The following is a 14,625-nucleotide window of genomic DNA, read 5'->3' as shown; positions in this document are numbered from 1 at the left end:
GCTGGCCTTTGATCCCGGACACGATCCAGCTGAAAAGCTGGCCCGGATTCAGTTTCCCACCTCAGGTGAGGCGCAGTGAGTGGCAGTTGGCAATATGCGGGTTAAGCAGACTAGGGATTCCAGCTTATTTCAGACACGATAACCATTGCATATCATCTTTTCTAAATTCCTTGCGATACCCATTTGAAACCTTATGTTGAATAGGGTGCTCAGATATGGCTGATCCTGTGTTTTACAGAAACCGTTTCACGTAACATAACCCATTAACCTCTCAGAATTTAGCTAAAGCAAACGATTATGTCCGCACAAAATCGACCCAAAATTGGCGTTGTCGGGGCCGGTGGTGCCATCGGCGACGCCGTGTGTCGTGATTTGGCTGGAGAATATGATGTGGTTGCGCTGGTTGGTGCCAAGGAGCGCCTGCCGCAAACGGAAACCAACCCATCGCTTGCGTGGCGCTATTGTGAACTTTTCTCCAGACAGGTTGTGGAAAAGGCCATAGCGGGCTGCGATGTCATTATTTACCTTGCCCACACCAGGGTCCCCACCGCCCGCCTGGATCAGACAGAGTCTGAAAACATGGACCTGCTCATCGCCGATAATGTCGCCCGGGCCGCCCATATCAGACAAATCAAACAAATCATTTATTTAGGCAGCCTCCTGCCGCAAGGTCCTTCTTCAGCCGAATTTGTAGCGCAGCGTAACGAGGTGATTGAAGCCCTGTCAAATTATGGCACACCGTTAACCGTCATACGCGCCGGTTTAGTGGTTGCACCGGGCAGCAATGCGGTTCAACTGATAGCCAAGATGGCAACCCGCTTGCCGGTCGTATTGATGCCGCATTGGGCTGATAAGCGCAAACAACCCATAGCGGTCGTTGATGTCATCCGAGCGATTCGATATTGTCTGGGCAATCCGCAGACATACGGCCAGGATTATGACATTGGCGGCCCCTTGGTCATGACTTTTCGCGAATTACTCCAAAAAGCCGCAAAATCGTTGAAAAAGAAATCCCGTATCATTACCGTCCCCTGCTTTCCGGGTCGTCTTTACAAATGGTACCTGCGCCTCCTTGACCGGCATGCCCACCCTGCCCTGATCCAGTTGATCGTTGAAGCCCTGCGCCATGATTTGACGGTGCGGGATAATGTGCTACAGCAATTTATTGCCAAAGATTCGGTGATGCCGCGTGAGATGATTGAGCCTTATGTTGCAAGAAGCGGCAAAGTCCCATCAAATCCGCGCCGGCCGTTTCGAAAACAGTATATGGCCGGCCTGCGGTCCAAAAGCAATGTGCGCTCAATTCAACGCATTGCGCTACCACAGGGGCGTAACGCCGCCTGGATGGCGGACACTTTTTTTCAATGGCTTCCACGCTTCGCGCGCCCATTTGTCCTTTGTGAGGTCGATGAGGCCGGCGACTGGCGAATCTTTAGCCGTTTCCCCAGGCTGCATTTTATCACCTTAAGTTTTCAGCCAAACCATAGTTCGCCGGATCGACGCATGTATTTCATCACAGGTGGTCTCCTGGCTAGAGGGCATGACGCGTTAACACCGAGATTTGAATTTAGGGATGTACTGCACGGCCGCTATACCATTGCAGCGATACATGATTTCAGGCCGCAGCTGCCTTGGATATTCTATGTCCTTACCCAGGCGGTCATTCATCTGATAGCCATGCGCACTTTCCAAAAGGTCATGAAACAAAAGCAGATCGAAAGCGCTTAGGCATTAGAAAGATTGTTTAATAAAGGGAGATAACTGCGGACTTCATCCGATGGTGCGTACCGATTTGCGGAAGATGCATGCACACATGATTGGATCTTAGCATTTCTTGAAACGAATTTAAGCTTCTTGATTTAAAAAACGCTCTTAATGTAATTTTTTCAGAAAATCAGTTAACGCCACAAAATTGTTAACATTTGCTGTAGCTATGATATTTCTATGGACGTCTGCGTTGTGAAGTCAGATATGCTCTCCGGGCCGTAAGTCAAATCCCAATATTACAGCGTTGCAGTATCCCATTTGACGTATGGTTTCTGGCTTACCCCTAAACACGATTTGTTTATCCTAAATTTAGTGCACAACCACCCCTTACCTTCTATAAATACGTCAAATACCTTTTGTTTACCTATCATCTGTCATTTTCAATTTTTCCGATATAAGGAGGCTTACATGGGCAAACGTGTTGTCATCGACACCGATGAATGTACCGGTTGCGAAACCTGCGTGGAATTGTGTCCGGATGTTTTCAAATTCAATGAGGACGACGAGGTGGCTGTCGTCATTAAAGCCGAAGGTGGTCCCGAGGACTGCATTGAGGACGCCATCGACAGCTGCCCGGTGGAATGTATTCACTGGGAAGACTAAGACTCACCTCAAAAAAGCGTAACAGGAGGAAACCATGAACGGTTTTTACGGTCGCATCCTCAGCATTGATCTGAATGGCAAAGAATTTAAGATTGAAACGCCTGCGGATGAACTTCTGACGGATTGTCTCGGTGGCAAGGGTTTGGCCACCCGTCTGCTGCTGGAAAGAAATCCCATCGGCGTGGATCCGCTGGCACCGGAAAATCATTTGATTATCAACACCGGACCTTTTTGTCAAAGCAGGCTCTGGGGCGGCAGCCGCTATGGTGTTTTCACCAAATCCCCTCTGACGGGTTTTTATGTGGATGCCTATTCCGGCGGCAAAGTACCCGAGGCCGTCGATGCAGCCGGCTACGATGCCATCATCCTTGTCGGAAAAGCGGATCAGCCCACCATCTTGTCCATCCATCCTGATGGGGTGGAATTTCATGATGCCGGTGATCTGTGGGGCAGCGATACCTACACGGCCGAAAAGGAGGCTTTAGCGCGTTTTGCGCCCAACAAGGAAGGTTTTCGCAAACCCGGGGCGGTGGTCATCGGTCCCGCTGGAGAAAAAATGGTCAAATGCGCCCTGATCAACAATGATAAATGGCGCTGTGCGGGCAGAGGCGGCGTCGGAGCTGTTATGGGGTCCAAACATCTCAAAGGCATCGTTTTTCAGGGCGATCGCAAACGCGAGCTCGCCAATCCCGACGGCATTGTCGCCTACGGCAAAAGCTTTATGAAAACCCACACAAAAGAGCCCGGCGTGGAAGCTTTCCGAGCCATGGGCACAACCGCGGTCGTCGCACTGACGAATACGGTCGGCGCATTTCCGGCTAAATACTTTCACCAGGGCACCTGTGACCACTGGGAAAAAATCAGCGGCGAAACCTATCATGAGGAGCATGAAATCAAACCCAATGCCTGTGCCAAATGCTTCATCGCCTGCGGGCGCATGGCCAAGCTTAGCAAAGGACGCCATAAGGATTTGAAGCTTGAAGGCCCCGAGTACGAGACCATCATGGTTTTTGGCGGTTTGTGCATGGTCGACGATATGGCGGAAATCGTCTATCTCAATGACATCTGCGACCGCCTGGGGTTGGACACCATCACAGCCGGCAATCTGTGCGGCTTTACGATAGAGGCCAAAGCGCAGGGGCGGCTGGATTATGATATCGACTACGGTGAGGTGGACAAGATCGCCGACTTACTCGAAAAAATTGCTGCGCGTGAGGGCATCGGTGACATCCTGGCCGACGGCATCGTTGCCGCGGCCCGTGAGTGGGGTGCCGAAGATCTGGCCATTCATGTCAAAGGCATGGAACCATCCGGTTACGACCCGCGGGTGCTCAAAGGTATGGGATTGTCCTTTGCCACCGCACCCAGGGGCGCCTGTCATTTGCGAACCACCTTTTATAAGCCTGAAATCGAAGGCAAAATTCCCCCTGAACAGATAGAAGGCAAGGCTGAAATGTTAACCGATTATGAGGATCGCATGAACATATTTGACACCTTGATCTTGTGCCGTTTTTACAGGGATCTGTACCAGTGGGAGGATCTGGAAGAAACCATAGAATTGGCTACAGGCCGGCAGTTTTCAAAGCCGGAACTTCGCGCCATGGCGGCCAAGATTGCCACCATGACGCGGCAGTTCAATATCAACGAAGGCTGGCAGCCCAAAGACGACCTGCTGCCCAAAAGATGGCATGACGAACCACTACCATCCGGCCATGCCATTACCGCCGAAGAGATGGACTACATGCTCAAGGATTACTACCGGCTGCGGGGCTGGAACGACCAGGGTTTTCCTGAAGACACGTAGCCCATGGATTCATCGAAAACCGAAGACCTGGCGGATTGGCCGAACATGGTCTATAACGTACCATAAATACCGCCTTAGAAAAATATTGGGCCGCTTTCAGCAACCCTTTAACCTTAGATACGTATTGAATTAAAGAGGTGACAATGGGAATAAATCCCTTAACCATTTGCCGCCATTTGCGCCTGGGCAGCATGGTTGTTCTATCCTGCCTGTTGACTTTCTTGCCGGTGGGCGCCTTTGCCGCACAGGATGCGAAGGAACGACTCCACCAGTTTTTGAAAAACGATATGGCTTTTTCCAAGACCGAGTTCAACAGCTTCAAAGAAGGAAAGACGGTAACCAAGATATTGGAAACCGACACAAAGCATGAAATCGGAATTTTCAGTATCGCCAGAATCAACGTTTCAGAAGATTTCTTTTTAAAGAATTACCGCGATAAGGGAATGAACCTGGAGACAGCCTCGGCTGGTTCATGGGGCATCATAAGCACGCCTCCTCAAATTGAAGATCTTAACGACATAACCCTTCCAAAGGAGGATATTCAGGATCTGAGGACCTGCGAGCCCGGCGACTGCAAAGTGAAAGCGCCTATTGAGGCAATTCAAAAAATCAGTCAGCTCGATGCGAAAGCGCCGGATTTTGAGGCCAAGGTCAATCTACTGATACAGCAGGATACGGTTGACTATCTGAACAAATATTTGAAAGACGGCAACAAAACACTGGTGGAATACGGCGATAAAAAAAAGCCCGTGCAACTCGCAGAGCAATTTCAAGGGCTGCTGAAAGCGTCCCCTTACCTGGAGCGCTACGTACCGGAGCTCTATGCCTACCTGGACAAATTCCCCAATGGTCAACTGGATCATGCTGAAGATGTCTTCATATGGCTCAAAGAGGATTTTGAGAAGGGAAAGATGCGGCCCATTCTCAGCATCAGTCATCTGGTCCTTTACCGCCCGCAAGGATCCAAAGGGAATCCAATCGTGGCCTCAAAGCAGCTGTACGCAGCGCACTATTTTGAAGCCAGTCTCAGTCTGACAGTCCTATTTGAAGATCCCGATGGCACCGGCAACAGCCTGTATCTGCTAAATGTTACCAGAGCGCGGCTTGACATTTTACGCACAATCCCCGGCATTTTTGCCGGAAAGCTGTATAAGGGCGCTCGCAATATGATTCATGAAAGAATGATTGCGGTGAAGCGGAATATGGAAGCAAAAATGGCGGCCGGGAATTAAGGCATTGAGATAACAGACTGGGCCGTCGCTGTCGATGTTGCAATGAGCAAGCGGTCGTCTTCACCGCCCAAAGCGTTTCGTCCAAAACCAAATCAATTTACATGGTATGACATAAGTAAAGATAATCAGGAGGTGCAAAATGAGTATGTTTTGTTATCAGTGCCAGGAAACTAGAGGTGCAATTGCCTGTACAGGAAAAAAAGGCATTTGCGGGATATCTGAAAATTGTGTGCATCTTCAGGATCTTACCCTGCATCTTGTAAAAGGAATGTCATTCTTTAGCACCAAAGCAAGAGAAAAGGGAATTGAAAACGATGAATTAAACCGATTTATTATTGAAGTTTTGTTTGAGACAGTCACCAATGTTGTTTTTTCGGAAGAGGTATCTCTAGACAGAATCACCAAAGCACTGGAATTGAGAGAAGCGATAAAGCAGGCCTATCTTGACGCGGGGGGAGAGCTTCCGGATGACCTTCCGGCATGTGCAACATGGACCGGCACGCCGGACCAGTATTTGGACAAGGCCAAATCTCTTTCAGGTCAGATAGATGCCCCTGACGAAGATACAAGATCCGCTCGGGCGTTAATCGTCTATGGCCTCAAGGGGATGGCGGCCTATACAGACCACGCCTTCCATTTAGGATATGAAGATGCCAATATTTATGCGTTTACACAAAAGGCGATGGCGGCTTTAACGGATGATTCTCGATCGCTTGATGATAATATCGGTCTTGTACGTGAAACCGGGAAATTCGGCGTAGATGCCATGGCGCTTCTGGACAAGGCCAATACCGAAACTTATGGCACGCCGGAAATATCGACAGTCGATCTGGGTGTAGGAAGCAATCCGGGCATCCTGATCAGCGGACATGATTTAAAGGACCTGGATGAATTGCTGAAACAATCTGAAAACAGTGGTGTTGATATTTATACCCATGGAGAAATGCTGCCGGCCCATTCTTATCCGTTGCTAAAAAAATATGACCACCTGAAAGGCAACTATGGGGGGGCATGGCATGAGCAGAAAAAGGATTTTGAAACCTTTAACGGCCCGGTTTTGTTGACCTCCAATTGTCTTGTCCCGCCAAAAGACAGTTATAAGGAAAGGCTCTATACAACCGGGCTGGTAAGGTTTGATGGTGTCACCCATATTGAAGACAGGCAAGAAGGTGCCGCAAAAGACTTTTCAAAGATCATCGAGCAGGCAAAAGCATGTCCTCCTCCCGAGGAAATCGAAACCGGTGAAATTACCTGCGGGTTTGCCCACCAACAAGTTCTGTCGCTGGCAGAAAAAGTGATAGATGCCGTTAAGAGCGGTGCCATTAAAAAATTCGTTGTCATGGCAGGATGTGACGGTCGAATGAAAAGCCGTGAGTATTACACCCAGTTTGCTGAAGAATTGCCTTCCGATACCATTATCATGACAGCAGGGTGTGCTAAATTCAGATACAATAAATTGAGCTTGGGTGATATCGGGGGTATCCCACGAGTGCTGGATGCAGGGCAATGCAATGACTCGTATTCTCTTGCCGTTATCGCTCTCAAGCTGAAGGAAGTTTTTGGATTGAAAGATATAAATGAACTCCCCATTGTCTATAATATTGCCTGGTATGAACAAAAAGCGGTGCTTGTCCTGCTTGCGCTGCTGTCGTTGGGAGTCAAAAATATCCATCTGGGTCCAACCCTTCCGGCATTATTATCACCCAATGCACTCAACGCACTCATTGAGAATTTTGGAATGAGCGGCATATCCACTGTCAACCAAGATATGCAAAAATTTATGGCGTAGATTCGGATAAATTATTACCTGAATCTTGCATGAAAATTAATGCGAAGTTTAGATTATATTAAATGACAGCCGGTTAGACAACTTATAGATGTAATCCAAAATACCAATCAGATATATAAGGATGAAAATCATTTTATCTCATTAATTTTCACCCTTGGAACAACGCGGCGAGCCGGAAGGCCTGCAAGCCTTGCAGGCCCTCCTTTATAGTGTCCTTCATCATTCAGGCAAGCGTTGCACCTACCCTTCTTGCTCCTTTAACCAGGCGTGCCCTCGCTCCATAGCCTCTTCGATTGACTCGAACACCACCCGGTGGGCAGGAAAAACGTTTTCCTTGCCGATGGCGTTGAGTATTTCGGTGCGTTCCAGGAGTTCGAAAACGTGAGGGGCGACCCCCGCCAGCAATAGCAAATTTCCAGATTCACGCAATTCTATAGCGTAGCGTGCCAGCCACTTGAGGGTTGTGTTGGGCAAGGTTTCGATAAAGCGCAAAGCTAAAATCACTACTGTATTTTTAATCCCCCGATGATCAGGTAACAAGCTCTCCAACATGGGCACTTCCGCAAAAAACTCCATGTGGTCAAAGTGTAAAATGGTCACCTTGTCGGAGGGGTAGGTTTCAGGCACATCAGATTCCTCATAGCGTCCGCTCTCGTTGGGAACCAAACGCGTTAAGCGCACACGGCGGGCAGAGGCATAGATATAAAGGATCATCGACAAACCGGCCCCCAAAAACACCGTATATTGAAGGGGTATGAACAAGGCTGAGACAAAGGTCAGCAACCCCGTCGCGGCAGCTCCCTTTGAGGAACGCCAGACCAGTCGTGCGTCGGGAACCCTGGCAACGATGAGTTCAACGGCCACCACTGCCAGAATGCCGCCAATGATGCCTAGCGGAACGGTTTCCGCCAGATTGCCCAACAAAAGGACAATCAAAATCACCCACAAACCTGAAAATACGCCGGCCCAGCGGGTTTTAGCGCCTGAACCAACTGAGATGCCGGTACGGGAAAGCGATCCCCCCGTGCCAAGAGATTGGAAAAAACATCCGCACAAATTGCCCAATCCCTGGCCGATGAAGTCGCGGGACTGGCTGGTGCGGCTGCCGTCTGGGTTGGGCACTGCTGTGCCAATAGCTGCTCCTTGTGTTAAGGCCACCAGGGCCACGGCCAGAGAACCCAGCGCCAGTTTCGGCATCATTGCCGGATCGGGCAGGACCATGCTAGGCAAACCGCTGGGAATCTGGGCCATGTTGCCCACAAGTTCCACCGATGGCAACTTGAGCAGATTGACCACCAGGGTACCGATGATAAGGGTGATGACAGCGGAAGCCTTTTCCGTTTGGGGAATCATTTTCAGGATGACCATGGTAATGATGGTACCACACCCCACCACCGTTGTGGCCGGATCCCAGTGGCCCATGTGGGCCGCCCAGTCAGCGATTTTGAGCAGCTTGTTGGTGCCAACCGGTGCATAGCCGGTTAGGTCACCGAGTTCTCCCACGATTACCAGAAGCGAGGCGCCGGCAACAAAGCCCGTCATGACGGAGTTGGAAACAAAGTTCACCACACTGCCCAGCCGCAATAAACCCATTGCGAGCATGATCGCCCCCACTAGAAAGGTAATCGTGAACAGGGCCGACGGGTTGCTGCTGACATTGATGCCGGCCTGCTGGATAACACTGCCGGTACATACGGCAATGGCGCTGGTGAGCGTACTGACCATCAAGATGGTGCCGGTGCTCAGGGAGGCCGCAATGGGTGCCAACATGCCGGAATACAGCCCATACACAGGGTTGACCCCAATCAGCTTTGCGTAGGCCATCCCTTCCGGGATACTGAATAAGCCTGTGGTAAAACCGGCCGACAGATCAGAAAGAAGCTCTTTGCGGGTCACTTTAAAAATCTTGAGCATAAGTTAGTTTAGATCTTGTGTAGGAAAGCACTATTTCACAAAAAGAATTAAGCCTGCACAGACAAAAAAGCATCATTTCACAGATTATCTTGGATGACAAGTTCATGAAATAACATCCTTGAGCACTTGGATTTATGGGACGTAAAGCCCAAACCCTAACCAAAGAAACCACATAAAAAAGGCGATTCACTATATGATGTCCAGATGTGATTACGGATTCACCACATCCCCTGTGACCACCGCACTGACATCATACAGGGCCCGGTCAACCATATTTTCATAATATTCAAATTGTTATCGCGTTAGATCAGTATAATTCGAGACGAGTTTGTATCATCTAATAAACCCTGGAATTACTCACCCCTAAACACGATTTGTTTATCCTAAATTTAGTACACAGCCGTCAAAATATTGGTTAGGGATGAAACGATCTTTTTATCATTTGGCATTAAATCTTAGTAAACACGATTCATTTATTTTACCTTAGTAGACAGTCATCAAAACACTAGTTCCATTTAATCTTTATTTTCGGAGGTGCAATCATGACAACTGAAACACCGGAAACTAATGGCCCGCAAGATCAGAGCGATGCCCCCGAGGACCAGGCCAGCGAACCCGAGGCCTCACCCGCCAAGGGCCGTGAAGATAGGCCGGACGACCCATCCCGACGCAGTTTTTTCAAACGGGTGGCCATCGGCGGCGGCATCGCCCTGGCCGGCGGGGGCCTCACCTACGCGGGAGCCAAGGTCGCCATCAACGGGCGCGCCATGGACAACATGGACGCGGCCATCAAAACCGACGAAACCCTCAAACCAATGGACCAGCGAAACGTGATCCTGACCTTTGCCACCAGCAAAACTCTCAACGAACAGCATCCCGAGCGCAACGAGCAGTACAGCCGGCTCCAAAATAAGAAGTTCCACTTCTACGAGGGCGCGTCGCATTTTGAGCACCGCGTGCCGTGGGACAACAGCAAGCCGGGCTACACCCAGCTGGATAAAGCCCTGCACCACGCGGCCTGGAACCCGCTCAAATCGGCCGAGACGTGGACCATGGCCCACAGCCAGCCCAATACGCGCGTACTGGGCTGGGATCAGTCCGACGTGGAGAAGGAGAAATATGAGTTTAAATCGAAGCGCGATGCGGCCTGGGCCATCAAGAGCGCCGCGCGCGTCTGGGGTGCGGTCCGCTGCGGCATCACCCCGCGCGACAAGCGCTGGGACTACGACCCGCTCTATGACATCGAAAAGTCGCGTACCCTGACCTGGGAAAGGGACTTCCCCTTCGAGCCCAAGACCGTGATCGTGATGGCGATGCCCATGGACTACGACGCCATGGCCACCGCACCAGCCTGGACCGCAGAGGCTGCCATCGGCCATGGCTATGTCATTATGGCCCAGATAGCCAATCAAATGGCCAAGTTCCTGCGTGGCCTGGGCTACCAAGCCGTCGGCGCCGGCAACGATCTGGGCATGAGCGTGGCTTATGGCGTTGCGGCCGGGCTTGGCGAAGCAGGGCGCCACTCGCAGTTGATGGTACCCGGTATCGGCCCCCGCGTCCGCCTTTGCAAGGTCTATACCGATTTCGAGTTCGTCGAATACGACAAGCCCCACGACTGGGGCATGGCGAAGTTCTGTCTGAGCTGTGGCGAGTGCGCCAAGGCCTGCCCTTCCAATGCGTTACCCAAGGTCGAAGACCCGGGCAGCGGTTGGGGGTATAAACCCCAATACGAGTTCAGTGATGAGCCCGGCTATACCTGGAACAACCATGCCGGGGTGCTGAAGTTTCATAGCGACGCCAAGAAGTGCTTTGACTTCTGGCTCGAGAATGACAGCGCGTGCGGCAACTGCGTCACCGCCTGTACCTACAACGAGCCCGACTACTGGCACCATTGGCTGAGCATGGCCTCGACCACGGTCGCACCGGGTTTCCTGCATACGCTGATGTCCCATATGCATCCCCTGTTCGGCTACGGCCGCACCGGTGATCCGTCCAAGGTTGATAAGTTCTGGGAGACCGGCAAAGGCATGCGCGTCAATCCAAGTATGAAGAATAACATCGCCACAGCCGGCAGAAGCTAAAGGAGGTAACAATGGAAAGTATTCAGTGGTTTGTTTTGGGCATAATGTTCACGCTCTGCGTGTTCGGCTTCGCATATGCATCAATTCGCGTCAAGGCACCGTGGTATGCCTGGGCCGTGCTGATCGGCGGTGCCTTCATGGTGATGTTCGGTATCGCCTGGGCCGGCTCTTCCTTCCACGAGGACATCCCCACCTCCGGCGCTTTGGCACTGACGCTTTTTACCGGACCGGGGATCGTCGCCATGGTCCTGGCCTATCGTTACTGGGTGGCGCCGGGCCTGAAAGGGGGCTAAGCATGGCAACCGACAAAAAGCATAAAACCCTCTGGCAGCGGCTGGCGTTTCCGCTCGGGTTCGCGACCCTGGTGATAGCATTTATCATCGGGCAGATCGCGGCCAAGCCCGATTACCAGGCGCTGCTCCAGGCGCTGCTGGCCGACCACAAGCTCACGCGTGTGACGGAGGCCGAAGGGGGGCAGATCGTGTTTCGCGACGAGACCGAGGACAGCTATGTGGTCATTTCCGAAGCCGAGGGGTACGGCGGACCGTTGATCATCGGGATCAGGGCCAGCGCGGAAGGCAAGATCGCCGAAATCCTCAATCTGCGCAACAAGGAAACCCCGGCCTATTTCGAGAAACTGAAAAGGAATCAATTCTTCCGTCAGTTTGGCGGCAAAACGGTTTCCGCCGATTTTCTGCTGAACGAGGACATCAATGCCGTGTCGGGGGCGACCGTATCCTCTCAAGGCTTCACGACGGCAGTGCGCAATGCTATGCACATCGCGGCCACCGAGCATTTCAAGCTGAAACCCACCTGGAAGCAGCCGGCATGGAACTTCGGCGTGAAAGAGATCGGGCTGATTGCGGTTTTCGTCCTGGCCTTCATCGTGGCCTATGCCAAGGGAAAGCCCGCAAAATGGGGCCGGCTGGCGATGCCGTTTGTGGCACTGGGTTTCGTCGGCATCTACACGAACTCGTCCCTGTCGATCGGGCAGCTGTCCGGAATCGTGCTGGGCTATATTCCAGGCTTCAAGGAGAATACCCTGTGGTGGATCATAATGATCGGCGCGTTGGGCAGCGTGCTGATTCTGGGCAAAAATATCTATTGCGGGAATGTCTGCCCCTTCCAGTACGTGGAGCGGGCCCTGAATAAGATCAGCGGCATCAATTTGGCCGTCAAGCGCGGCGTGCAAAAGTCGGCGCGCACGGTTGTCGGCTTGATGACCTGGACCGCGCTCATGTTGATTTTTCTGTCCTCCCACCCCACGCTGGGTTCCTACGAGCCCTTCAGCCTGATATTCTCGCTCACCGGGACGGGGGTGCATTGGTATATCCTACCGCTGTCACTGGTCGGTTCCTTCTTCGTATTGAATTTCTGGTGCCGGCTGTTTTGCCCCGTGGGCCATACGCTGAACAGCATAGTGCGGGGTCGGAAGCGGGTGCTGGGTGGGTCTAAAAAAGGTGCGGCCAAGCCGAAGGCAGAAGAAACGCTTCCGGCCGAACCGGAAGACAAAGGTGACTTATGGCAAAAAGAGAAGTAAAACCGTGGCACACCAAGGTAACGACCGCCCTCGCGGTCGTCACGCTGCTTTGCGTGTTCGCATTCTTTGCGCAAACGTTTAGGTCTTTCTTTCTGACCGACCACGATCCGGTACTGGTCGCCATTGAGCGCATAAAGGAAAAGGCCCAGGACAAGCAGGACTAGCCGTAGGCTCAATGGTGCGAGCTTTTTGTGCCCTATTACACACGCAGTGTTCAGGTTTCAGGATTTGGTATTCACTGACACCTGCCTGCCCACCGTAGCCTAATAGGCGAAGGCGGGACACCTGACACCCGACACCAGCTTGCCCGCCGTAGCCTAAAGGGCGAAGGCGGGACACCTGAAACCAGAGCTTAAGCCAAATAGCCATGTTTTCACTATCGGAATTCGCAACAGGACCTTAACGTATGTCCGCAACAGGATCTAATATCGGATTAAACCGCGCCCGGGAAGCTGCAAGTAAAAAAGCGGCGGCCATGGGCCATGGGCCCGTCTGGAAACTGCTGATGCGGTTTTCAGGTCCGGCGATATTGTCAATGGTTGTGGCGGCCAGCTATACCGTTATCGACGCCATTTTTATCGGACGTTTAGGGCCGGAGGCCCTGGGGGCCTTGCTGGTGGTCTTTCCGCCGATATTGATATGTATGGCCGTTAGTATGGGTACCGGTGTTGGGGCCGAATCGTTTATATCGCGTACTTTGGGTGCTGGAAACCATAAGCGCGCCAATCGATGCGCCTGCGTCGCCATTACTTTAGCGGTTCTGATCGGTGTGCTGACCGGCATTATCTACTTATCCAATTTAGAACCCATCCTGCATCTTTTCGGGGCTAGCGGGGATGTCCTGCCACTGGCAAAAAGATACATGTTCGTATTAGCCGCATTCGCCTTCCTGCACTCTGCTTTTATTGTTATCGGCAACATTTTGCGTGCTGAGGGCAGCCCTGTGATCGCCAGCGTTGCTGTGATCGTCGCGACCTTAACAAATATTATCCTGGATCCGATTCTTATTTTTGGTTTCGGACCCATCCCCCGCATGGAAATGGCCGGAGCGGCCATAGCCACCGTCATCGGCCACGCTGCAGGGTTAAGCGTATTCATCTACACCTTTTTATCCGGTCGCAGCGCCTATACATTTGGTCTGGCGAACTTTCTGCCCAGCAAACATATCCTAATTGAAATATACCGCGTTGGACTTGCCACCATTTTCCGGATGGTCGCCCTGGCAGCGGTGATGGCATTGGCAGCCACGATCGCTGCTTCTTTCGGTGTAATACCATTGGCCGTACTGGGAGTCGTCTTCCGACTGGCGCGTTTTGCATTTATGCCCACCATGGGATTGGGACAGGGAATGCTGCCGCTAATCGGATTCAACTTTGGCGCCAATCAAAAGGAGCGGGTTGGTGAAGTGGTCATCAAGGCGGGGTTGCTTGGTTTGGGCTGGGGATTGTTTTGCTGGCTGATATTTATGATTTTTCCGGCCCAGGTCATATCAACCTTCAATTCTGATCCGCGTTTTATCGCCGAAGGCGTGCGCACCCTGCGGATCTTTGTCCTGTTATTTTTCGCTATCCAGCTCCAGATCATCGTCAGTTTTTTCTTTCAGGGAATCGGCAAGGGAATACCGTCTTTTATTCTGTCTTCAGCGCGGCAGGTGCTGTTTTTAATCCCGGCGCTTCTGATACTGCCAAGGCTATTTGGCGTGGTTGGCCTCTGGATGGCATTTCCGGTGGCCGACGTTTTATCGATTCTACTGACGGTTGTCTGGATCGGTATTGAGCTCCGAAGTCAAGGCATGCCGCTTCAGGTGCGATACGCATAAAACAGAATTTAGGTATATATTAAAAATTTTTCTCAATATATTGTTATAAAAGGGAATTTTTTGATACGCGCTACAG

Annotated in this window: 11 protein-coding genes; 10 read left to right on the top strand and 1 reads right to left on the bottom strand. The window is 51.5% G+C overall.

Annotated elements, in window-relative coordinates; genetic code table 11:
- Window positions 1–297 precede the first annotated feature (297 nt).
- The 5 genes from QNJ26_20155 to hcp all read left to right on the top strand — a co-directional run bounded on the left by QNJ26_20155 (window position 298) and on the right by hcp (window position 7,195).
- Window positions 298–1,728 (top strand): NAD(P)H-binding protein, encoded by a 1,431-nt coding sequence (locus tag QNJ26_20155; GenBank protein ID MDJ0987867.1) that lies wholly within the window; start codon window positions 298–300, stop codon window positions 1,726–1,728.
- A 447-nt stretch (window positions 1,729–2,175) separates the two neighbouring features.
- Window positions 2,176–2,370 (top strand): ferredoxin, encoded by a 195-nt coding sequence (locus tag QNJ26_20150; GenBank protein MDJ0987866.1) that lies wholly within the window; start codon window positions 2,176–2,178, stop codon window positions 2,368–2,370.
- Between the two features lie 34 nt (window positions 2,371–2,404).
- Window positions 2,405–4,174, top strand: a complete 1,770-nt coding sequence (locus QNJ26_20145; GenBank protein ID MDJ0987865.1) for an aldehyde ferredoxin oxidoreductase family protein — start codon at window positions 2,405–2,407, stop codon at window positions 4,172–4,174.
- Between the two features lie 143 nt (window positions 4,175–4,317).
- The gene (locus QNJ26_20140; GenBank protein MDJ0987864.1) at window positions 4,318–5,406 is read left to right on the top strand and encodes a hypothetical protein; all 1,089 of its coding nucleotides are present in this window, start codon (window positions 4,318–4,320) and stop codon (window positions 5,404–5,406) included.
- Between the two features lie 145 nt (window positions 5,407–5,551).
- The gene (hcp, locus tag QNJ26_20135; GenBank protein ID MDJ0987863.1) at window positions 5,552–7,195 is read left to right on the top strand and encodes a hydroxylamine reductase; all 1,644 of its coding nucleotides are present in this window, start codon (window positions 5,552–5,554) and stop codon (window positions 7,193–7,195) included.
- 240 nt (window positions 7,196–7,435) lie between these two features.
- Here the strand turns inward: hcp and QNJ26_20130 are convergent, their stop codons facing one another.
- On the bottom strand, window positions 7,436–9,109 hold the full coding sequence (locus tag QNJ26_20130; protein MDJ0987862.1) for a SulP family inorganic anion transporter: 1,674 nt from the start codon (window positions 9,107–9,109) through the stop codon (window positions 7,436–7,438).
- Between the two features lie 542 nt (window positions 9,110–9,651).
- Here QNJ26_20130 and QNJ26_20125 point away from each other — a divergent pair.
- The 5 genes from QNJ26_20125 (at window position 9,652) to QNJ26_20105 (ending at window position 14,549) form a co-directional block, all read left to right on the top strand.
- Window positions 9,652–11,190: a reductive dehalogenase gene (locus tag QNJ26_20125; protein ID MDJ0987861.1), complete on the top strand. Its 1,539-nt coding sequence runs from the start codon at window positions 9,652–9,654 to the stop codon at window positions 11,188–11,190.
- 11 nt (window positions 11,191–11,201) lie between these two features.
- A complete protein-coding gene (locus tag QNJ26_20120) occupies window positions 11,202–11,483 on the top strand; it encodes a hypothetical protein (protein ID MDJ0987860.1) in 282 nt (93 codons plus the stop codon).
- Window positions 11,484–11,485: 2 nt separating this feature from the next.
- Window positions 11,486–12,730, top strand: coding sequence for an FMN-binding protein (locus tag QNJ26_20115; GenBank protein ID MDJ0987859.1), 1,245 nt, complete (start codon window positions 11,486–11,488; stop codon window positions 12,728–12,730).
- Window positions 12,712–12,894: a hypothetical protein gene (locus tag QNJ26_20110; protein ID MDJ0987858.1), complete on the top strand. Its 183-nt coding sequence runs from the start codon at window positions 12,712–12,714 to the stop codon at window positions 12,892–12,894. Before QNJ26_20115 ends, QNJ26_20110 begins: the two co-directional genes overlap by 19 nt.
- Window positions 12,895–13,136: 242 nt before the next feature.
- The gene (locus QNJ26_20105) at window positions 13,137–14,549 is read left to right on the top strand and encodes an MATE family efflux transporter (GenBank protein MDJ0987857.1); all 1,413 of its coding nucleotides are present in this window, start codon (window positions 13,137–13,139) and stop codon (window positions 14,547–14,549) included.
- Window positions 14,550–14,625: the final 76 nt, after the last annotated feature.

The sequence above is a fragment of the Desulfobacterales bacterium genome, assembly GCA_030066985.1.
In the GTDB taxonomy this organism is placed as follows: domain Bacteria; phylum Desulfobacterota; class Desulfobacteria; order Desulfobacterales; family JAHEIW01; genus JAHEIW01.
This window is presented reverse-complemented; position numbering and strand designations above follow the sequence as displayed.